The sequence below is a fragment of the Pseudomonas sp. TZ252 genome (assembly GCF_056110345.1).
The window spans coordinates 6,144,022-6,161,487 of record NZ_CM148566.1; the positions used below are offsets into that span (position 1 = coordinate 6,144,022).

A 17,466-nucleotide genomic window follows, 5' to 3' on the forward strand; every position below is an offset into this window, starting at 1 on the left:
ACGTCTCCTCAGATCGCTGCCGGTCGGCTGGACAGGTTGTGCAGGGTTTCACCCTTGGCCTGGAGCATGGCGAAGATCCGCTCCATGATTTCCTGGAATGCTTCCAGCATGCGGCTCAGCTCTTCCTTCAGGCGCTCGATCACGCCCTGCAGGGTGGTCAGGTCGGCACGCGATTCCTGCACGTCGGCCTGGCGGTTCGCGGCCTTCGCCTGGAATCCCGAATGAGTGGCCTGGGCCGCGCCGTTGGCGACGTCCAGGGTCAGGTCGGAAACCTGCACGCCGAGTTTCAGCGAGTGCGACAGCGATTGGCCGGCCAAACTGCCGAACTTGCCGCCCAGGTCGGCGACCTTGCTCGCCAGGCTGGCGGTCATCTCGGCCGCCTTGCCGCCGATCTTCGCGCCCAGCCTGGCCAGCCCGCCGACCGCTGAGCCGCCGAAGCTGACCACCGCCGCCAGCAGCGCGACGGCGATCTCGATACCCATCAGTGCCGGGCCGAGCTTTTCCATCACTTCCTTGCTGATCAATCCGTCCGCGGCTGCCTGCTGTACCGACTGGGAGACCACTCCCATGACACCGCCCGCGATCATCAGTGCACCCGCGGCCGCGCCGACGCCGGTTGCCACCATGATTGCGCCGACGATGATCGAAGCTATTGCACTGATCCAACCAAAGATTTTGGCTGCCAGACCGGACTTCTGGGCTTCTTTCGCGGCTTCTTCCGACTCCCTGATCTTCTGCTGGTTGTCCTCCATCTTCTGCAGGTTCTGCTTTCGCGCCTGCTCGATTTCGGTCAGCTTGAGTTTCTTCTGCTGGTTCTCGACTTCGCCGGTGATTTTCGCCAGCTCGATCTCGAACGCCTGCGGCGACATCAGGCCGGCGGACAACAGCGTCGAAGCGCCGGCCAGCACAACCTGCCGCGCCAGTCCGACATCCTCGCCCACTGCTTGCACCAGGCTGGCGATCTCCGCACGATTGGCGACCTCCAGGCGCTGCTGGCTGGCTGCGGACGGCGGCGTCAGCGCCACCCCCGTGCCGCTCGCGGAAGCCGCGGCCGGCGCCGCCAGGCGCTCCACCCGCAGACTCTCGACATCCCTCGCGACCGGCCTGCCGAGCGCCGGGATATCCCCGGCGTCGGCCACCCCGTAGGGCAGTCCGGCGCGTTCAAGCGTTATCGGATTCATATATTCGATCCTTTCTCGCGGTTACGGCTTCCAACATGGCGCCGGCACGCGCGGCCAGGGCCTCGTGCGCCGGCTGTGCCGCGGCCAGGGCCCGGGCCGAGTAGAAGCCACTCTCGGCTCCGTCGAGATCACCCAGTTGCAGATGGCACTCGGCGGCATGGAAGGGAAAGCGCGGCTCGTTGATGTCCATCAGCGCGCCGTAGCTGTAGCTCTGCAGGGCCTGTTCATAGAGACCGAGGGACTGGCGGCAGGCGCCCAGGCCGAGAAAGTAGCGGGCGTCGTAGTGGTCGAGCATGCACAGTGCCTGGAAGATCTTCTGCGCGTCGTCCCACTTGCCCGCCTGGTACTGGTTGAAGCCCAGCGCATAGAGCTGCTCCAGGGTGTCCTCGCTGAGTCCGCGAAGCATCGCCAGGGTGCCGCCGTCGCGCAGGAAGGCCTCCAGCGCCTGTTGCTGGTCGGTGTCGGAAGGGGTCGCTTGCTGGTTCATGGATACCTCTAGATCGCGCTGAGAATGTCGCGCAGGACGCTGTCGTATTTCTGAATGAAGCGGTTGAGCGCCTCGACCGCCGAGTTGTAGCGGGAGCTGGTGTCGTTGAGCAGGGTGGTCTTCTCGTTGACCTTGTCGTTCAGCGGACGCGAGCGGTCGCTCACCGTGGTGGCGAAATTGCCGACCGGGTTGTTGTCCTTCTCGAAGGGGTACTCATCGCTGAGGCCCTTGAGTTCCCCGCTCTGCTTCGGCGAGCCGCTGAGAAAATCCTTGATCGACAGCTTGCCGCTGAAGGTATCCAGATTGCTCAGCAGCGCATACTCGGGGCTGTCCTTCCACCTGGGATCGCCGACGGCATAGCCATATAGCGTGGGGTCGACCAGATCGATACCGCCAGCGTCGATCCTGATGCCCTGCTTGGCCGACAGCGCGGCGTTGATCTGCGACTGGATCACGCTGTAGACCTTCAACTCCGCGGTCAGCGCCTTGAGCTCGTCGAGCAGCGCCTTGCGCTTGCCGTCCTGGGTCTGCAGGACATCCTTGTAGACACCGATGACATCCTCGTCGAGACGCCCGTGCAGGCTGAAATAGGCCGACACCAGGAACTCGCGCAGATCCCACTGCGCACCGGGCTGCCGACGTGCCTGCAGGACTTCGCGGAGTACCTCGAGGCCCTGCCCCGGAGGCGCGGACGGATTGGCCGCGAGCAACCAGGCGAGCGCCTTGAGCACTTGCGCCTCGCTCAGCGGCTGGCCGGCGTGGGCCAGCACGATCCGCTCGCTGCGCAACAGGGCCAGCAGTTCCTCCTGCTCGGCACTGGCAGGCGCCGCCGACGCGGCCAGGAGCTCGTCCAGGAACAGCTCGCGAGCGGCATTAAGGTTTCTGACTTCCATCGTGATTCCTCAGATCAACAAGCCACGCATCGGCGTCGGACGCCGCGGCCGGGTACCCTGCTCGCCCTGCGTCGGCTGGGAACTGCGCATGCGCCGCAGTTCGGCCAGCAGCTCCTCTTCGGCGGCTCGCGCCAGCTCTCGCTCCGGCGCCTGGAACAGCAGCTCGCCGGCGTCCGCGGCAAACCCCAGGCCTTGCCACATTTCCGCCAGCAGGCGGCCGCGTTCCTCGCTGTCGCGAATCGCCAGTTCGGCGGCCTGGACGGTCGCCCGCAGGGTGTCTTCGGTGTATTCGTTCATGTCGCCCATGGTAGGGATCGACGTTGCCGGAGCCTGTCAGGCACGGTCGGGTTTTTGTCGTTTTCGCAGGCTTCGCTGCGTCACCACCCGCCCGGCCTCCAGCTCGAACCAGCCGTCGGCGGGCTCGGCGGCGCCGGTCCAGCGGCGATAGAAGCGCGCCATGCGCTCGCCAGGCAGTGGGCTGCCGGCCAGCGCCAGGACCTTGCCGTAGAGACGCTGGCGCGGCCCCAGCGTATCGAGCGTGGCCTCCGCCAGCAGGTACAGCGCGGCGAATGGATTGGCCAATCCGCTGCGCGCCTGCCGCCGACGCAACATCACGATCCAGACCCGCTCGCCGTCGCAGCGCCAGGCCAGTTCGCAGCCATGGGCCAGGACCTGCCAGCCGAGCGCGATCGAGGTGTCGCGCAGGCAATGCGGACGCACCGCCAGGCCGCGGGCGAGAAACCAGGGAATCAGCGGATCGGCGCTCACAACACGATCCTGCCAAGCGGCTGGATGTTGATCTGCTGGGTCAGCTCCTGGTAGGACAGCACCGGCAGCCCGGCATAGTCGCTCTCCACCAACTTGCGCACGTAGCGGCGGATATCCATGGAAACGATCAGCACCGGCCGGTTCTGCATCTGCGCGAGATCGCCGACGGTCTGCCGCACGCGCTCGAGGAAGGCCTGGGTTATCGCCGGGTCGAGGGCCAGGTAGCTGCCGGCGCTGGTCTGGCGGATGCCACCGCGGATCTGCTCCTCCACCGCCTGGTCCAGCAGATAGGCGGGAAGGATATTGTTGCCGCTGGAGTACTTGTAGCAGATGTAGCGCTTGAGGCTGCTGCGGATGTACTCGGTGAGCTGCACCACGTCCTTCTCCTTCTGCCCCCACTCCACCATCGCCTCGAGGATCGCCCGCATGTTGCGGATCGAGATGTCCTCGCCGACCAGGCGCTGGAGAATCTCGGTCATCCGCTGCAGGGGAACGATCCGCTGCGCCTCCTTCACCAGCTCGCCGTAACCCTGCTCCATCTGCTCCAGCAGGTAGCGCGTCTCCTGGATGCCGATGAAATCCTCGGCGTACTCCCGCAGCACATGGGACAGGTGCCAGGTGAGCACCTGCTCCAGGCCCAGGCAGGCACAGCCGGAACGCTCCAGGCGATCCTGATGCGCCTGCTCCACCCAGCTCGCCTCTTCTCCCGGCACCTGCAGCTCCGCCGGCTCGTGGGGGACCGCGAGCAGTTCCAGCTGCGCGGCGCGTTCGCGCACCAGCAACCAGCCCGGCCGCAGGCATCCGCGCGCGACCGGGACCTCCTGTAGCTGCACCAGGTATTCGCCATCGCCCATCGCTTCATTGAAGCGCAAGTGGATACCCGGGAACGGCACGCCGAAATCCAGGTACAGCGCGCGTCGTACCCGCACCAGCTCCTCGTTCAGCGACATCGCCTCGAGACGTTCCTGGAGGCTGGCATCGACGTCGATCAGCAACGGCACGGTGAGGGCGAATTCTTCCTGCTCGGCGAGACGCCCGGCCTTCGGCTTGCCGCCGCCAGCCTTGCCACGCGCCTTGGCCGATGGCGCTCCGGCGCCCTGCGCGAGCAGCGCCGGCAGGTCGCGGGAACCGGCGCTGGCCTGGGCCCGCTGGCGCCAGAGCATGAAGTAGCCGCCGCCGCCAACCAGCAGCGCGAGAGCCAGGAAGGTCAGGGTCGGGAAACCGGGAATCAGGCCGAACAGCACCAGCAACAGGCCGCCGATCAGCAGCGCCTTGGGCTGCGCCACCACCTGTTCGCCGATGTCGCTGCCGAGGTCCGCCGATTCGTCGGAAGACACCCGGGTGACGATGATCCCGGCGGTGATGGCGATCAGCAACGCCGGCACCTGCGAGACCATGCCATCGCCGACGGTCAGCACCGCGTACAGTTGCAGCGCGTCGGCGGTGCTCAGGCCCTTCTGCGTGACGCCGATGGCGATGCCGCCGAGGATGTTGACGACGATAATGATCAGCCCGGCGATGGCGTCGCCCTTGACGAACTTCATCGCGCCGTCCATGGAGCCGAACATCTGGCTTTCCTTTTCGATCACCGCGCGCCGCGCCCGCGCCTCGTTGACATCGATCACGCCGGCACGCATGTCGCCGTCGATGCTCATCTGCTTGCCTGGCATGGCATCCAGGGAAAAGCGCGCGCTGACCTCGGCGACCCGCTCGGCACCCTTGGTGATCACCAGGAACTGCACGATGGTGATGATCAGGAAGATGATGATGCCCACCACCAGGTTGCCGCCGACCACGAAGCTGCCGAAGGTGTTGACGATCTGCCCCGCGTCGGCCTGCAGCAGGATCATCCGAGTGGTGCTCACCGACAGCGCCAGGCGGAACAGCGTGGTGATCAGCAACACCGCCGGGAACACCGAGAACTGCAACGGCGAGCCGATGTACACCGACATCATCAGCAGGACCACGGAGATGGTGATGTTGACGGCGATGAGGATGTCCAGCAGCAGCGGTGGCAGCGGCAGCACCATCATGAACACCACCGCCAGCAGCAACACCACCAGCAGGATGTCCTTGCGCTCGCCGACCCGGCCGAGAAGCCCGCTCAGGTCGTTCATTCCCGCGCCTCCAGCTCCAGCGCCCGGGCGTGCGCGGCACGCGCCGCGTCGAGACGCCCGGCGAGCTGTTCGGCACGGCTCAGGCAAAGCCACAGACCGGGCTCCTCCTCGCCATCCTCCTGCAACTGCCGGCACAGGCGCACGGCGGGCTCGCCGAGGCCTTGCTGGAGCAACGCCAGGAGCAAGGCGCGGCGCCCGTCGCGGCGCTCCGGCGCAACGCTCAGCAAGGCCTCCAGCAACACCTGGGCGCGTCGCGGCTGGCCGCATTGCAGGTGCAACCAGCCCAGCATCAGCAACAGGCGCTGTTGCGTCGGTTTCAACGTCATCGATTCATACCTTGTGCAACAGGTTCAGGGCCATTTGCAGCAGTCGCTCGTCTTCATCGCGCTCGCCGAGCAGGCAGGCCGCGGCCTGCAGGGCCGGCTGGCGGGGCAGCGTGAGGGCCAGGCGGAGATCGCGCAGCGCCTGGCGGAAGTCGCCGGGGCGCAGCAGGCCGTGGAACTCCAGCTGGGGCCGGGCGTAGTCGAACAGGCGCTGTTGCGCCTGCTGCGCGGGATACAGGCTGGCGACGTGGGTCTCCACCGGCCGGCCGTCGGGCGCCAGCAGATGGCGCTCCGGCAGGGGCGGCGCGAACGGCTCGGCATGCGCCAGGTCGAGTCGTTCGATGCCGATGTGCCAGGCACCGACCCGGCTCATGCGGCGAGCACTTCGCTGCGCGCCGAGCGCAGCGCCTGCAAGGCCTGGTGCAACGTCGGGATGCCGACCTGCCGGGCTTCCAGGGTGATGCACAGCAGCAGGCGCGATTCGCCGCTCCAGGCGCAACGCAGCGGCAGGCTCCCGGCCGCGCGCGCATGGCACAGGCGCAACGCCCGCAGGGTGCCGCGATAGGCCTGGTGCCAGGCCAGGTCACAGGCCAGCCAGAGCGACAACTGTTCGCCATGGCGTTCCAGCTGCAAGGTGCCGCTGTCCTCGAAATCCAGTTGCACCACGCGCGCCAGCGGCGCCGGTACGCTCACCCGCAGGTCCTGGCAGAACTGCGCGACGGCCAGCTCAACCCAGTCCATGCTGCTGCTCCTCTTCGCGCTCGATCGCCAGGTCGAGTGCCATCTGGCAGGCATTCAAAAGATTCTGGCGCTGCTCGTCGTCGCCGAACACTTCGACCGGCAACAGGCGGTAGAGACGCTTCAGTTCGCGGAAGAAATGGATCTGCCGGGCGACGTCGGCCAGCGGCAACGGCTCGAGCAACGCCTGCACCTCGGCGACGCCGACCCAGCGCTTCTCGAGCAAGGCGATGACTGCGCCGGTCAATTCAGAAGGCCCGTATGCCATGGCCCCGCTCCCCCGTCACCAGCACCTGCCAGAGCGCCCCCACCTGCTCCGCCAGGCCGCCGAGCACGCGCAGCTTGTGCATGTCGCTCATGACCCGCTCCAGCTTCACCGGATCGAGCCGGCTCGACTGACTGTCCAGGTCGGCGCTCAGGGCTTTCTGCAGGAAGGCCACGACCCGCTCCAGCGGCGTCGCGGCGAAGCGCGCCTGGATGTCCTGCCAGGCCGCCGACAGGCCCCGGTAGTCGAGTACCGCGTCACGGTAGGTATCGCGCAGCGCCTGGATATCGCCGACACCGGCGGCGGAAGCCTCGGCGGCCAGCGGCTCGATGCGCAGGCCGAGTTCGATCTCCAGGCCCTGCTCGTCGGCCATCCGCAGCAACGCCTGGTCGACCAGCGCCAGCATCGCCCGCGCCTCCGGCCGCCCGGCCAGGACGTCGCGCGCCCGCGACAGCGCCAGGAAGCGCTGGCTGATCTCGCTGGAGAAGCCCTCCAGGTAAGCGCTGAGCTGCGCCAGGCTGCTCAGTTGACCGCTGCCCAGGTGGGCGATCAGCGCCTCGAGCTTCTGCTGGCTTTCCAGGTCCGGAATGCGCTTCCAGTACTCCTGCAGCATGGCCTGGACTTCGCTCAGGCGCGCATGGGCGTCGCTCAGGCGGCGCTTGGCCAGGGATTTCTCGGCGCGCTCGGAAAAGGCGAAGGTCAGCTCTTCCGCGGCATCGGCCAGCGACTGCGAAACGGAAACGTAGTGGACGCGCTCGCCCTGGAAGCTGCCGCCAGCCTGCTGCGCGGGGGCGTTGGCCGCTTCCCGCGGCGCGAGGGGCGCGGCGGAGGAACTCTGGAGGATGTCCATCGTGGCTGTGGCTCCTGGTCTGCAAAGGCGGCGCAGTATAGGAACCGGCCCGGTGCCGCCGATGCCAATATCGGCCGGTTTTTTTTAGCCGCGGCGGCAACCGATTTCTAAAAACTCCCGGCTGGCACTGAAATTCGTCGCGCGAGGCTTTCTCTATAGTGCGCGCCGACTCCAGCCGAACCGACCCGCCATGCCCGCGCCTCTCTCTCCTCTCATCGTCCGGATGCGCCACGCCATCGAAGGCTGCCGGCCGATCCAGATCCGCGGGCGGGTCACCCAGGTCACCGGAACCCTGCTCAAGGCCGTGGTGCCCGGCGTGCGCATCGGCGAACTCTGCCAGTTGCGCAATCCCGACCAGAGCCTGGCGCTGCTCACCCCGCTCGGCGAGATGCTCGGGGTTTCCTCCAACACCGAGGTCAGCCCTACCGGCGGCATGCATCGCGTGGCGGTTGGCGAGCACCTGCTCGGGCAGGTGCTCGACGGCCTCGGCCGCCCCTTCGACGGCAGCCCGCCGGCCGAGCCGGCGGCCTGGTATCCGGTCTACCGGGATGCCCCGCCGCCGATGAGCCGGCGCCTGATAGAGCGGCCGCTATCGCTGGGTGTGCGCGCCATCGACGGCCTGCTGACCTGCGGCGAAGGCCAGCGCATGGGCATTTTCGCTGCCGCCGGCGGCGGCAAGAGCACCCTGCTGGCCAGCCTGGTGCGCAATGCCGAGGTGGATGTGACGGTACTCGCCCTGGTCGGCGAGCGCGGTCGCGAAGTCCGCGAGTTCATCGAAAGCGACCTCGGCGAACAGGGGCTGCGCCGCTCGGTGCTGGTGGTCGCCACTTCCGACCGACCGGCGATGGAGCGCGCCAAGGCCGGCTTCGTCGCCACCAGCATCGCCGAGTATTTCCGCGACCAGGGACGCCGCGTCCTGCTGCTGATGGACTCGCTGACCCGCTTCGCCAGGGCCCAGCGCGAAATCGGCCTGGCGGCCGGTGAACCGCCCACACGCCGCGGCTATCCGCCATCGGTGTTCGCCACGCTGCCACGCCTGATGGAGCGTGCCGGGCAATCCGAGCGGGGCTCGATCACCGCGCTCTACACCGTGCTGGTGGAAGGCGACGACATGAGCGAGCCAGTGGCCGACGAGACCCGCTCGATTCTCGACGGGCACATCGTGCTGTCGCGCAAGCTGGCCGCCGCCAACCACTATCCGGCCATCGACGTGCTGCACTCGGTGAGCCGGGTCATGAACCAGATCGTCGACGACGATCAGCGCCATGCGGCCGGACGCTTGCGCGAATGGCTGGCGAAGTACGAGGAAGTCGAGTTGCTGCTGAAGATCGGCGAATACCAGAAAGGCCAGGACAGCGAAGCCGACCAGGCCATCGAGAAGATCGGGGCGATCCGCCAGTGGCTGCGCCAGGGTACCCACGAAACCAGCGATTACGCACAGGCCTGCGCGCAGTTGCGGAGCCTCTGCGCATGAGCCTGGCGCTGCTGTTGCGCGTCCGACGCCTGCGCCTGGACCGGGCCGAGCGCGCCCAGGGCCGCCAATTGCTACGGGTTCGCGCCGCGGCGCAGGAACACACCGAGCGCCAGGCGGCACAACGGGACTACCGCGACTGGCGACTGGCCGAAGAGCAACGGCTGTTTCTCGCCTGCCAGGCGGCCATGCTCGACCGCCGGCGCCTGGAAGCCTGGCAGCAGCAGGTAGGACTGCTGCGGGAAAAGGAAGCCGGCCTGGAACAGGACTGCGCCGAGGCCGCGCAGCGCCTCGAAGGGGAGCGCGAGCGCCTGCGGCAGTGCCGGCGAGAACTGCTGGAACGCCAGCGGCAACTGGAGAAGTTCGCCGAACTGGAGCGCCACGTCGACGCCGAGCGCCAGGGGCTGCGCGAACGCAGCGAGGAAGGCGAACTGGAAGAATTCACCCGCCACGAGACCTGGCCATGCTCAAGCTGAACGCCGTGGATACGGCTCCGCTCGTGTCGTCCGACACCCCTGCCCCCCTTCCGCCGCTGCGCGCGCAGCAGATCGCCTTCGAACAGGCCCTGCCCGCGCACCGACCGCCGGCGCCCAGGCCACCGTTCGACAAGGGCGACGAAACGACAGAGGCCGAAGAGCCCGCCGCGACAGCCGACGCGCCGACCTCGACGCCTCTCGCCGACCAGCCCGCGGCGCCTGCCGCCGACCGGCCGCCGACCACTCGGCAAGCCCCCGTGCCAGTTGCCGCGGACGCAACGCCAACGCCAACGCCAACGCCAACGCCAACGCCAACGCCAACAGTGTCGCCGTCCGGATCGGTAGCACGGCAAGCGCCGGCGGTCTCCGCGCGCGTCGCGGCGTCCACGCAAGCCCGGGAGCCGGCCAGCGTTTCGGCGCCTCCGGTCGACGAACCGCCGCTGGTGCCGGTGTCCTCCCACCCGCAAATCGCAGGTCGGACGCATGAGCGGCCGCAGCCCGGCCCCGGCTTCCCGGCGAAAGCCGCAGCCGAGGTCGCGCCCACGGCGCAGGCCAGTGCCCAGGCTTCGCCGCCCGCGCCGACAGCGGGCGGCGAAGGCCGCGGAGAGGAGCGTCGGCAACCCGGAGAAACCGATCCATCCGCACTGCCCCCCGACGACCAAGCGCCTGTGCCACTGCCTGCCATGCAAACCCCCGGCGACCGCCTGCTGGCACGCCTGCTGGCATCGAGCGGGAGCCGGCCACTGCCGCTGGCCGATCTCGCGCGCCTGCTCGATGCCGTGCAGGGGCGCATCCAGGTCGCCAGCGCAGCCGAAAGCCATGCGGCGCGCCTGCAGGTGCAACTGCCCCAGCTCGGCGCCGTGGAGGTGCAGGTCCTGCATGGCCATGGCCAGTTGCAGATCGAGATCAGTGCCAGCCCCGGCAGCCTGGCGTTGCTCCAGCAAGCCCGTGGCGAGTTGCTCGAACGCCTGCAACGGCTGCATCCGGAACAACCGGTGCAACTCACCTTCAATCAGCAGCAGGACAGCGGTCAGCGCTCGCGGCAACGTCGCTACCTGCATGAAGAGTGGCAAGCCGAATGAACGGTGCGGACCTCGACCTGCCGCTCGCCAGCCGCGCCGAACTGGATCTCCAGCGACGTCTCGCACGTTGCCGTCGCCACTATGTCGGCAACGCTTTGCAAGCGCGCCTGGACATCGCCCAGGCCGCCCCCGACGTCGATCTCGAACTGAGCCTGGCGTGGGACGGCCTGCCCCTGCGCTTTCTCTGCCAGGCCCCGGCGCTGGCCCGCTGGCTCGCGCCGAACCTGCAGGAGGCAGCCTTCGCCAGCCTGCCGGCGGCCCTGCAACTGGCCTTGCTGGAGCGCGAAGGCAACGTCTTTCCCGGCCTGGTCTGGTACGGCCTGAGCCCGGCGCAACCACGCGCTGCGATGGGCCTGCGCCTGAGCCTGGAACGCGACGACCAGCGCCTGGCGCTCTGGCTCGACGGCGATCCCGCGACGCTGCTGGCACGCCTGCCGCCGCGCCCCTCGGCGCAACGCCTGGCCATACCGCTGCGCCTGTCGCTGCAATGGCCCGGCCTGCCGCTGGAGGCCGGCGAGCTGCGCACCCTGGAGCCCGGCGACCTGTTGCTGCTGCCTGCCGGCCATCGCCCCGACGCAGCGCTGCTGGGGGTTCTCGAAGGACGCCCCTGGGCGCGCTGCCAACTCCACTCCACGCAACTGGAACTGCTCGACATGCACGACATCCCCTCCCTCGCCGACAGCGAGGACCTGCACGAACTCGACCAACTGCCGATCCCGGTCAGCTTCGAGGTCGGCCGCCGCACCCTGGACCTGCATACCCTCTCCACCCTGCAGCCAGGCTCGCTGCTCGATCTCGACAGTGCCCTGGACGGCGAAGTGCGCATCCTCGCCAACCAGCGCTGCCTCGGTATCGGCGAACTGGTCAGGCTCCAGGACCGGCTCGGGGTGCGCGTAACCCGCCTGTTCGGACACGACGAAGCATGATCCAGTTGCCCGACGAGCTCGGCCTGATCCTCGGCCTGGCCCTGCTCGCGCTGGTCCCGTTCATCGCGGTGATGGCGACCTCCTTCATCAAGATGACCGTGGTCTTCTCGCTGCTGCGCAACGCCCTGGGCGTCCAGCAGATTCCGCCGAACATGGCGATGTACGGGCTGGCGATCATCCTCAGCCTGTACGTGATGGCACCGGTCGGCTTCGCCACCCGCGACTACCTGCGCAACCACGACGTCAGCCTGAGCGACTCGGCATCGGTGGAACGCTTTCTCGACGAGGGCATGGCGCCCTACCGGAACTTCCTCAAGCGGCAGATCCAGGAGCGCGAACACACCTTCTTCATGGAAAGCACCCGCCAGGTCTGGCCCAGCGAATACGCCGAGCGGCTCGACCCGGACAGCCTGCTGATCCTGCTGCCGGCCTTCACCGTCAGCGAACTGACCCGAGCCTTCGAGATCGGCTTCCTGATCTACCTGCCCTTCATCGCCATCGACCTGATCATCTCCAACATCCTCCTGGCGATGGGCATGATGATGGTGTCGCCGATGACCATTTCCCTGCCGTTCAAGCTGCTCCTGTTCGTCCTCCTCGACGGCTGGGCGCGGCTGACCCACGGCCTGGTCATCAGCTACGGAGGCTGACCATGAGCAGCGCCGACATCCTCCACTTCACCAACCAGACCCTGTGGCTGGTGCTGGTCCTGTCGCTGCCGCCGGTACTGGTCGCGGCCCTGATCGGCACCCTGGTATCGCTGGTCCAGGCACTCACCCAGATCCAGGAGCAGACCCTCGGCTTCGTCGCCAAGCTGGTGGCCGTGGTGGTGGTACTGTTCGCCACCAGCGGCTGGCTGGGCGGCGAGCTGTACCGTTTCGCCGAAATGACCCTGCTGAAGGTGCCGCTGGTGCGATGAGCGTCCAGGACCTGCAGCAACTGCTGCTGACCTACAGCCTGCTGCTGCCGCGGATCATCAGTTGCTTCGTGGTCCTGCCGGTGCTGGCCAAGCAGACCCTGGGCGGCGGCCTGGTGCGCAACGGCGTGGCCTGCTCGCTGGCGCTGTTCGCCTACCCGATCGTCGCCGGCAGCCTGCCGCCGGCCCTCGGCGCGCTGGACATCGCCCTGCTGATCGGCAAGGAAGTGCTGCTCGGCCTGCTCATCGGCTTCGTCGCCACCATTCCCTTCTGGGCCATGGAAGCGACCGGCTTCATCATCGACAACCAGCGTGGCGCGGCACTCGCCTCGACCCTCAACCCCAGCCTGGGCAGCCAGACCAGCCCCACCGGGCTGCTGCTGACGCAGACGCTGATCACCCTGTTCTTCTCCGGCGGCGCCTTCCTCGCGCTGGTCGGCTCGCTGTTCAGGAGCTATGCCAGTTGGCCGGTGAGCAGTTTCTTCCCGCAGTTCGGCAGCCAATGGGTGGCATTCTTCTACGCGCAGTTCTCGCAGATGCTGATGCTCTGCGCGCTGTTCGCCGCGCCGCTGCTGATCGCCATGTTCCTCGCCGAGTTCGGCCTGGCGCTGGTCAGCCGCTTCTCCCCGTCGCTGAACGTGTTCATCCTCGCCATGCCGATCAAGAGCCTGGTCGCCAGCCTGCTGCTGGTGCTCTACCTGGGCATCCTCATGGAGCACGCCTACGATGCCCTGCTGCTCGCCGTCGACCCGCTGCGCCTGCTGCGTCCCGTGCTAGAGACGCCATGAGCGCCGAGAAGACCGAGCAGCCCACGGCGAAGAAGCTGCGCGACGCCCGCCGGCAGGGCCAGGTGGTGAAGAGCAAGGAAATTGTCTCCAGCGCGTTGATCCTGTCGCTGGTGGCGCTGCTGATGGGCTTTTCCGACTACTACCTGGAGCATCTCGGCAAGCTGCTCCTGCTGCCCGCCGAGTACATCGACCTGCCGTTTCGCCAGGCGCTGGAGACCATCCTGGAGAACCTTCTCCAGGAGCTCCTCTACCTGCTGGCGCCGGTCCTGCTGGTCGCGGCGCTGGTGGTGGTGCTCAGCCATGTCGGCCAGTACGGTTTCCTGCTCAGCCTCGACAGCGTCAAGCCGGACCTGAAGAAGATCAACCCGGTGGAGGGCGCGAAGAAGATCTTCTCGATCCGGAGCCTGGTGGAGTTCCTCAAGTCGACCCTGAAGGTCGCCCTGCTCTCCCTGCTGGTCTGGCTGACCTTGCAGGGCAACCTGGCCAGCCTCCTGCGGATTCCCGCCTGCGGGCTGGACTGCGTGGCACCGGTGAGCGGGCTGATGCTCAGGCAGCTGATGCTGGTCTGCGCGGTCGGCTTCCTGGCGATTGCCGTCGCCGACTACGCCTTCGAACGCCACCAGCACTACAAGCAGTTGCGCATGAGCAAGGACGAGGTGAAGCGCGAGTACAAGGAGATGGAGGGCAGTCCGGAGATCAAGAGCAAGCGCCGGCAATTCCATCAGGAACTGCAATCGAGCAACCTGCGCGCGGATGTCCGGCGCTCCTCGGTGATCGTCGCCAACCCGACCCACGTCGCCATCGGCATACGCTATCGACGCGGCGAAACGCCCCTGCCGCTGGTCACCCTGAAGCACACCGACGCCCTGGCCCTGCGGGTCCGGCGCATCGCCGAGGAAGAAGGAATCCCGGTGCTGCAACGAATTCCGCTGGCACGGGCGCTGCTGCGCGACGGCAATGTCGACCAGTACATACCGGCGGACCTGATCCAGGCCACCGCCGAAGTCCTGCGCTGGCTGGAAAGCCAGCAGACGGATACGCCCTGATCGCTATCGGGCAGGGCGGCCGCCGCGGCACCGGCGACGAAAGACGCTGCGACCTGGCGCCGAAAAAAAGGGGCCCGAAGGCCCCTTTCACATGCTTGCTACGGGTCAGTCCTTGTCCGGGATCCCGTGTACCACGCCCGCGGTATTCTCCAGCAGGCTCTTGGTCGCGGTCTGGATGAACGACTCCAGATTCTTCTGCAGCTCGGCCTGGTCCGGCACTTCCTTGGTGATCACCGCCTTGGCATCGCCGCCCAGTTGGTAATCGTAGACGCGCACGTCACCGTCCTTCGGCCGCACCAGGATGCGGTTGCCGGAGACGATGGCGACGTTCTGCTCGCTGCCCGACGGCTTGATCACGCCGAAGCCCTTGTCGCCTTCCGGCAGGTTCAGCAGGTCGCGGCCCCAGCACTGGTGGACGGTCTCGCCGCCGAGCAGGCCCATGATGGTCGGCACGATGTCGACCTGGGTACCGACGGTCGGCAGGTGGGTACCGAACTTCTCCTGGATGCCGGGGGCGATCAGCAGCAGCGGCACGTTGAAGCGGTGCAGGTCCATCTCGGTGAGCTGCTCGGGGCTGCCGAAGCCATGGTCGCCGACCACCACGAAAAGGGTGTCCTTGTAGTACGGCGACTTCTTCGCCTTCTCGAAGAACTGGCCCAGCGCCCAGTCGGAATAGCGCATGGCGGTCAGGTGCTCGTCGAGCGAACCGTAGCCGGTCACGCGCTCCACCGGCAGGTCCTTCGGCAACGCATAGGGAACGTGGTTGGAGAGGCTCTGCAACAGCGCATAGAACGGCTTGCCGGTGCTCGCCAGCTTGTCCAGTTCCTCGTTGCCACGGGCGAACATGTCCTGGTCGGAGACGCCCCAGGTCGGATCGGAGAACACCGGGTCGACATAGTCGTTGCGGCCGATGAAGGTGGTCATGCCCTGGTTGCTGAAGAAGCCGGACTGGTTGTCCCAGGCGAAATCGCCGTTGTAGACGTAGACGTCCTCGTACTGGCGGGCGCTGAGCAACTGCGGCAGGCCGGAGAACTTGTGGCCGCCCTCCGGGGTTTGCATCAGGTATTCGAAGCCCGGCAGGTTGGGGAAGCAGGCCATGGTGGCGAACATGCCCTGGTGGGTATGGGTGCCGTTGGAGAAGAACTGGGTGAACAGCAGGCCTTCCTTCGACAACTTGTCGAAATACGGCGTGATGTTGCCCGGCGCGCCCAGGGCGCCGACATAGTGGCCGGCGAAGCTTTCCAGCAGGACCACCACCACGTTGCGGATCGGCAGGGTATTCGCCGCCGGCGGGGTGAACTCGCGGCGCACCGCGGCCTCATCGGCGTCCACCAGCTTGTCGTTGGGGGTCAGCAACATCTGCCGGGTGGTCTCCAGGGCGACCTTGTCGTCCAGGGTGGCCTTCCAGATGTTCGCGCGGTCTTCGGAGAAGCGCTCCTTGGCCGCCTTGACCAGGGTCAGGGTGCCGTTCAGGCCCAGTTGGTTGGCGAACATGGATTCGGTGGTGAAGGCATCGCCCCAGCGCAGCGGCGGGCCCTGGCGCAGGGTGCCGCGGGCGGCGAGGACGCAGACCAGCACGCAGAGGAACAGCACCACGCCGCGCACGTACCAGGGCGCGGCAGCGCTCGGCCGGGCGATCACGCTGTCTTCGCGCGGCTTGCGCTGGCTCGGGCGGGTCGCCAGGTCGATGGCCTTGAACACCCGGTACAGCACCCAGGTGGCGAAGGCCCAGGCCAGCAGGTAGCGGACCACCGGGAAGCCGTACCAGAGCATGCTCATGACGGTCTTCGGGTCTTCCGACATGTACTGGAAGACCAGGCTGTTCAGGCGCTGGTGGAACTCGCGGTAGAAGTCCAGTTCGAGTACGCCGAGGAACAGGGTGATGCTGGCGAACAGCGTCAACCATGTACGGAACAGGCCGCGAGCGGCCATCGCGCGTACCGCGAACAACGACAGCACCAGCGGCGCCACGGCATAGACGACGACCCGCAGGTCGAAACGCACGCCGTTGCCGAACGCCTCGAGGAAGGTGCTCGCCGGGGTCGCGCCGATCAGTTCGCGGTTGTAGATCAGCAAGGCCAGGCGCAGCAGGCTGAACATGACCAGCAGCACCAGCGCGCTGAGCGCGGTGAACGCCAGGTGGCTGCGGATGGTGGGCTGGAACAGCCGTGGGGGCGATTGGGTGGTTCGGACTTCCGTTTGGTCCATTTTTACAATTCGCTCTTCTGTCGTTCGATTTCGAGAATGCGGTCCCGCCCCTGCTCGGCCAGCAGGTAGCGGCCGGGCCCGATGGGCAGTAGGGACTGTGCGGAACGCAGGCGCCGTACGATCACCTGCAGCGGCCCGTCGGGCGGCAGCAGCAAGGCTCGCGCGTTATGCGTCGAGTCCTCGGTGATCCACAGGCCTTCGCTGTCGCACAGCAAAAAGCTCGGTGCATTCAGTCCGTTCAGCACCACCTCGTCCTCGGCCCCCTCATGCAGACGCATGACGTGGCCACGTTTCTTTTCCGTGTAGAAGACGCTTCCGTCCGGGCAGGCGGCCACCCCTTCGGAGCGCTGCAATCCCTCGCGCAGTACCGTCAGTCCGCCGGTCTCCGGGTCGTAGCGGAGAATCCGCCCGTCCAGGTCGCGATCCTCGGCGGCGTACAGGTAGCGGCCGTCGCTGGCGACGCCCTCCACCTGGATGCCGTCGAACAGCGGCCGGGCCTGCTGGGCATGCCACCAGAACACCGGCGAGGCGCCCTGCTCCTGGCTGATCGCGATGCCGTCGCGGAAGCTGGCCATGCCGTCGGGCTTGGACAGCCCGTCGAGCACCGTATCGCGGCTGCCATCGGCGGCGATGCGGAACACCAGGCCCTTGCCGTCCTGCAACTCCTGGCTCACGTAAAGCAGGCCGTCCGGGTCGCGGGCCAGGGCGCTGACGTGGGGAATGTCCTCGAGCACTACCCGGTAGGTCCAGCCGGATACGGTGGCCGCCGGGGCGAAACGTTGCCAGCCGAGGAAGGCCAGGGCGATGAAGAGGACGCTACCGAGCAGGCAGGAGACTACTACGCCGCTCTGGCGCAATCGTTTGGTCAGCATTCGATGCACTCAAGGACAAAACTGCCATTTATAGCCATGGCAACGGAAAAAAGCGCGCA

21 protein-coding genes are annotated in these 17,466 nt (G+C 67.3%); 8 read left to right on the forward strand and 13 right to left on the reverse strand.

Annotation, left to right across the window (positions count from 1 at the left end):
* Window positions 1-8 precede the first annotated feature (8 nt).
* The 11 genes from popB to popN are packed head-to-tail and all read right to left on the reverse strand — an operon-like array spanning window position 9 to window position 7,622.
* Window positions 9-1,181, reverse strand: a complete 1,173-nt coding sequence (gene popB, locus ACYAF3_RS28325) for a type III secretion system translocon subunit PopB (protein WP_004342870.1) — start codon at window positions 1,179-1,181, stop codon at window positions 9-11.
* Window positions 1,162-1,668, reverse strand: a complete 507-nt coding sequence (gene pcrH / locus ACYAF3_RS28330) for a SycD/LcrH family type III secretion system chaperone PcrH (RefSeq protein ID WP_003120337.1) — start codon at window positions 1,666-1,668, stop codon at window positions 1,162-1,164. The genes popB and pcrH overlap by 20 nt, the downstream gene beginning before the upstream one ends.
* A gap of 8 nt (window positions 1,669-1,676) precedes the next feature.
* Window positions 1,677-2,561 (reverse strand): type III secretion system needle tip protein PcrV, encoded by an 885-nt coding sequence (gene pcrV, locus ACYAF3_RS28335; RefSeq protein ID WP_003100789.1) that lies wholly within the window; start codon window positions 2,559-2,561, stop codon window positions 1,677-1,679.
* Between the two features lie 9 nt (window positions 2,562-2,570).
* Window positions 2,571-2,867 carry an LcrG family type III secretion system chaperone PcrG gene (gene pcrG / locus ACYAF3_RS28340; RefSeq protein ID WP_016253572.1) on the reverse strand — a complete coding sequence of 99 codons (297 nt, stop codon included), beginning with the start codon at window positions 2,865-2,867 and terminating at the stop codon, window positions 2,571-2,573.
* 27 nt (window positions 2,868-2,894) lie between these two features.
* Window positions 2,895-3,329 carry an LcrR family type III secretion system chaperone PcrR gene (gene pcrR, locus ACYAF3_RS28345; RefSeq protein WP_003100791.1) on the reverse strand — a complete coding sequence of 145 codons (435 nt, stop codon included), beginning with the start codon at window positions 3,327-3,329 and terminating at the stop codon, window positions 2,895-2,897.
* A complete protein-coding gene (pcrD, locus tag ACYAF3_RS28350) occupies window positions 3,326-5,446 on the reverse strand; it encodes a SctV family type III secretion system export apparatus subunit PcrD (protein ID WP_003100792.1) in 2,121 nt (706 codons plus the stop codon). The genes pcrR and pcrD overlap by 4 nt, the downstream gene beginning before the upstream one ends.
* On the reverse strand, window positions 5,443-5,772 hold the full coding sequence (gene pscY, locus ACYAF3_RS28355; protein ID WP_003087695.1) for a type III secretion system chaperone PscY: 330 nt from the start codon (window positions 5,770-5,772) through the stop codon (window positions 5,443-5,445). The genes pcrD and pscY overlap by 4 nt, the downstream gene beginning before the upstream one ends.
* Before the next feature lie 4 nt (window positions 5,773-5,776).
* A complete protein-coding gene (pscX, locus tag ACYAF3_RS28360; protein WP_003100794.1) occupies window positions 5,777-6,142 on the reverse strand; it encodes a type III secretion system protein PscX in 366 nt (121 codons plus the stop codon).
* Window positions 6,139-6,510: a type III secretion chaperone SycN gene (sycN, locus tag ACYAF3_RS28365; RefSeq protein WP_003087694.1), complete on the reverse strand. Its 372-nt coding sequence runs from the start codon at window positions 6,508-6,510 to the stop codon at window positions 6,139-6,141. The genes pscX and sycN overlap by 4 nt, the downstream gene beginning before the upstream one ends.
* The gene (pcr1, locus tag ACYAF3_RS28370) at window positions 6,497-6,775 is read right to left on the reverse strand and encodes an Acr1 family type III secretion system gatekeeper subunit Pcr1 (protein WP_003087693.1); all 279 of its coding nucleotides are present in this window, start codon (window positions 6,773-6,775) and stop codon (window positions 6,497-6,499) included. The genes sycN and pcr1 overlap by 14 nt, the downstream gene beginning before the upstream one ends.
* On the reverse strand, window positions 6,756-7,622 hold the full coding sequence (gene popN / locus ACYAF3_RS28375; RefSeq protein WP_003087692.1) for a SctW family type III secretion system gatekeeper subunit PopN: 867 nt from the start codon (window positions 7,620-7,622) through the stop codon (window positions 6,756-6,758). The genes pcr1 and popN overlap by 20 nt, the downstream gene beginning before the upstream one ends.
* Window positions 7,623-7,812: 190 nt before the next feature.
* On the opposite strand from popN, the gene pscN reads away from it, so the two are divergent.
* Genes pscN through pscU form a run of 8 tightly spaced genes read left to right on the forward strand, consistent with a single transcriptional unit; the run spans window position 7,813 to window position 14,327 of the window.
* On the forward strand, window positions 7,813-9,096 hold the full coding sequence (gene pscN / locus ACYAF3_RS28380; RefSeq protein WP_474726937.1) for a SctN family type III secretion system ATPase PscN: 1,284 nt from the start codon (window positions 7,813-7,815) through the stop codon (window positions 9,094-9,096).
* Window positions 9,093-9,569 carry a type III secretion system central stalk protein PscO gene (gene pscO / locus ACYAF3_RS28385; protein WP_003087688.1) on the forward strand — a complete coding sequence of 159 codons (477 nt, stop codon included), beginning with the start codon at window positions 9,093-9,095 and terminating at the stop codon, window positions 9,567-9,569. Before pscN ends, pscO begins: the two co-directional genes overlap by 4 nt.
* Window positions 9,557-10,651, forward strand: coding sequence for a type III secretion system needle length determinant PscP (pscP, locus tag ACYAF3_RS28390; protein WP_073651475.1), 1,095 nt, complete (start codon window positions 9,557-9,559; stop codon window positions 10,649-10,651). Before pscO ends, pscP begins: the two co-directional genes overlap by 13 nt.
* Complete coding sequence (gene pscQ, locus ACYAF3_RS28395; protein WP_016263647.1) at window positions 10,648-11,577, forward strand: SctQ family type III secretion system cytoplasmic ring protein PscQ; 930 nt, start codon at window positions 10,648-10,650, stop codon at window positions 11,575-11,577. The genes pscP and pscQ overlap by 4 nt, the downstream gene beginning before the upstream one ends.
* Entirely contained in the window at window positions 11,574-12,227 is a 654-nt protein-coding gene (pscR, locus tag ACYAF3_RS28400; protein WP_003087674.1) for a SctR family type III secretion system export apparatus subunit PscR, read from the forward strand. Before pscQ ends, pscR begins: the two co-directional genes overlap by 4 nt.
* 2 nt (window positions 12,228-12,229) lie before the next feature.
* Entirely contained in the window at window positions 12,230-12,496 is a 267-nt protein-coding gene (gene pscS / locus ACYAF3_RS28405) for a SctS family type III secretion system export apparatus subunit PscS (protein ID WP_003087672.1), read from the forward strand.
* The gene (gene pscT / locus ACYAF3_RS28410) at window positions 12,493-13,281 is read left to right on the forward strand and encodes a SctT family type III secretion system export apparatus subunit PscT (protein ID WP_023086385.1); all 789 of its coding nucleotides are present in this window, start codon (window positions 12,493-12,495) and stop codon (window positions 13,279-13,281) included. Before pscS ends, pscT begins: the two co-directional genes overlap by 4 nt.
* On the forward strand, window positions 13,278-14,327 hold the full coding sequence (gene pscU / locus ACYAF3_RS28415; protein ID WP_003103203.1) for a SctU family type III secretion system export apparatus subunit PscU: 1,050 nt from the start codon (window positions 13,278-13,280) through the stop codon (window positions 14,325-14,327). The genes pscT and pscU overlap by 4 nt, the downstream gene beginning before the upstream one ends.
* A gap of 105 nt (window positions 14,328-14,432) precedes the next feature.
* Here pscU and ACYAF3_RS28420 read toward each other — a convergent pair whose 3' ends face one another.
* Complete coding sequence (locus ACYAF3_RS28420) at window positions 14,433-16,535, reverse strand: LTA synthase family protein (protein WP_128669377.1); 2,103 nt, start codon at window positions 16,533-16,535, stop codon at window positions 14,433-14,435.
* A 2-nt stretch (window positions 16,536-16,537) separates the two neighbouring features.
* A complete protein-coding gene (locus tag ACYAF3_RS28425) occupies window positions 16,538-17,407 on the reverse strand; it encodes an NHL repeat-containing protein (RefSeq protein ID WP_003087664.1) in 870 nt (289 codons plus the stop codon).
* Window positions 17,408-17,466: the final 59 nt, after the last annotated feature.

Bases quoted from the DNA above. Each gene is read 5' to 3' on its own strand.
- pcrV (WP_003100789.1), bottom strand. From the start codon at position 2,561: ATGGAAGTCAGAAACCTTAATGCCGCTCGCGAGCTGTTCCTGGACGAG.
- pcrD (WP_003100792.1), bottom strand. From the start codon at position 5,446: ATGAACGACCTGAGCGGGCTTCTCGGCCGGGTCGGCGAGCGCAAGGAC.
- pscN (WP_474726937.1), top strand. From the start codon at position 7,813: ATGCCCGCGCCTCTCTCTCCTCTCATCGTCCGGATGCGCCACGCCATC.
- popN (WP_003087692.1), bottom strand. From the start codon at position 7,622: ATGGACATCCTCCAGAGTTCCTCCGCCGCGCCCCTCGCGCCGCGGGAA.
- pscP (WP_073651475.1), top strand. From the start codon at position 9,557: ATGCTCAAGCTGAACGCCGTGGATACGGCTCCGCTCGTGTCGTCCGAC.
- pcrH (WP_003120337.1), bottom strand. From the start codon at position 1,668: ATGAACCAGCAAGCGACCCCTTCCGACACCGACCAGCAACAGGCGCTG.
- popB (WP_004342870.1), bottom strand. From the start codon at position 1,181: ATGAATCCGATAACGCTTGAACGCGCCGGACTGCCCTACGGGGTGGCC.
- pcr1 (WP_003087693.1), bottom strand. From the start codon at position 6,775: ATGGCATACGGGCCTTCTGAATTGACCGGCGCAGTCATCGCCTTGCTC.
- pscT (WP_023086385.1), top strand. From the start codon at position 12,493: ATGAGCGTCCAGGACCTGCAGCAACTGCTGCTGACCTACAGCCTGCTG.
- pscO (WP_003087688.1), top strand. From the start codon at position 9,093: ATGAGCCTGGCGCTGCTGTTGCGCGTCCGACGCCTGCGCCTGGACCGG.
- pscU (WP_003103203.1), top strand. From the start codon at position 13,278: ATGAGCGCCGAGAAGACCGAGCAGCCCACGGCGAAGAAGCTGCGCGAC.
- sycN (WP_003087694.1), bottom strand. From the start codon at position 6,510: ATGGACTGGGTTGAGCTGGCCGTCGCGCAGTTCTGCCAGGACCTGCGG.
- pscX (WP_003100794.1), bottom strand. From the start codon at position 6,142: ATGAGCCGGGTCGGTGCCTGGCACATCGGCATCGAACGACTCGACCTG.
- pscQ (WP_016263647.1), top strand. From the start codon at position 10,648: ATGAACGGTGCGGACCTCGACCTGCCGCTCGCCAGCCGCGCCGAACTG.
- pscS (WP_003087672.1), top strand. From the start codon at position 12,230: ATGAGCAGCGCCGACATCCTCCACTTCACCAACCAGACCCTGTGGCTG.
- pscY (WP_003087695.1), bottom strand. From the start codon at position 5,772: ATGACGTTGAAACCGACGCAACAGCGCCTGTTGCTGATGCTGGGCTGG.
- pscR (WP_003087674.1), top strand. From the start codon at position 11,574: ATGATCCAGTTGCCCGACGAGCTCGGCCTGATCCTCGGCCTGGCCCTG.
- ACYAF3_RS28425 (WP_003087664.1), bottom strand. From the start codon at position 17,407: ATGCTGACCAAACGATTGCGCCAGAGCGGCGTAGTAGTCTCCTGCCTG.
- ACYAF3_RS28420 (WP_128669377.1), bottom strand. From the start codon at position 16,535: ATGGACCAAACGGAAGTCCGAACCACCCAATCGCCCCCACGGCTGTTC.
- pcrG (WP_016253572.1), bottom strand. From the start codon at position 2,867: ATGGGCGACATGAACGAATACACCGAAGACACCCTGCGGGCGACCGTC.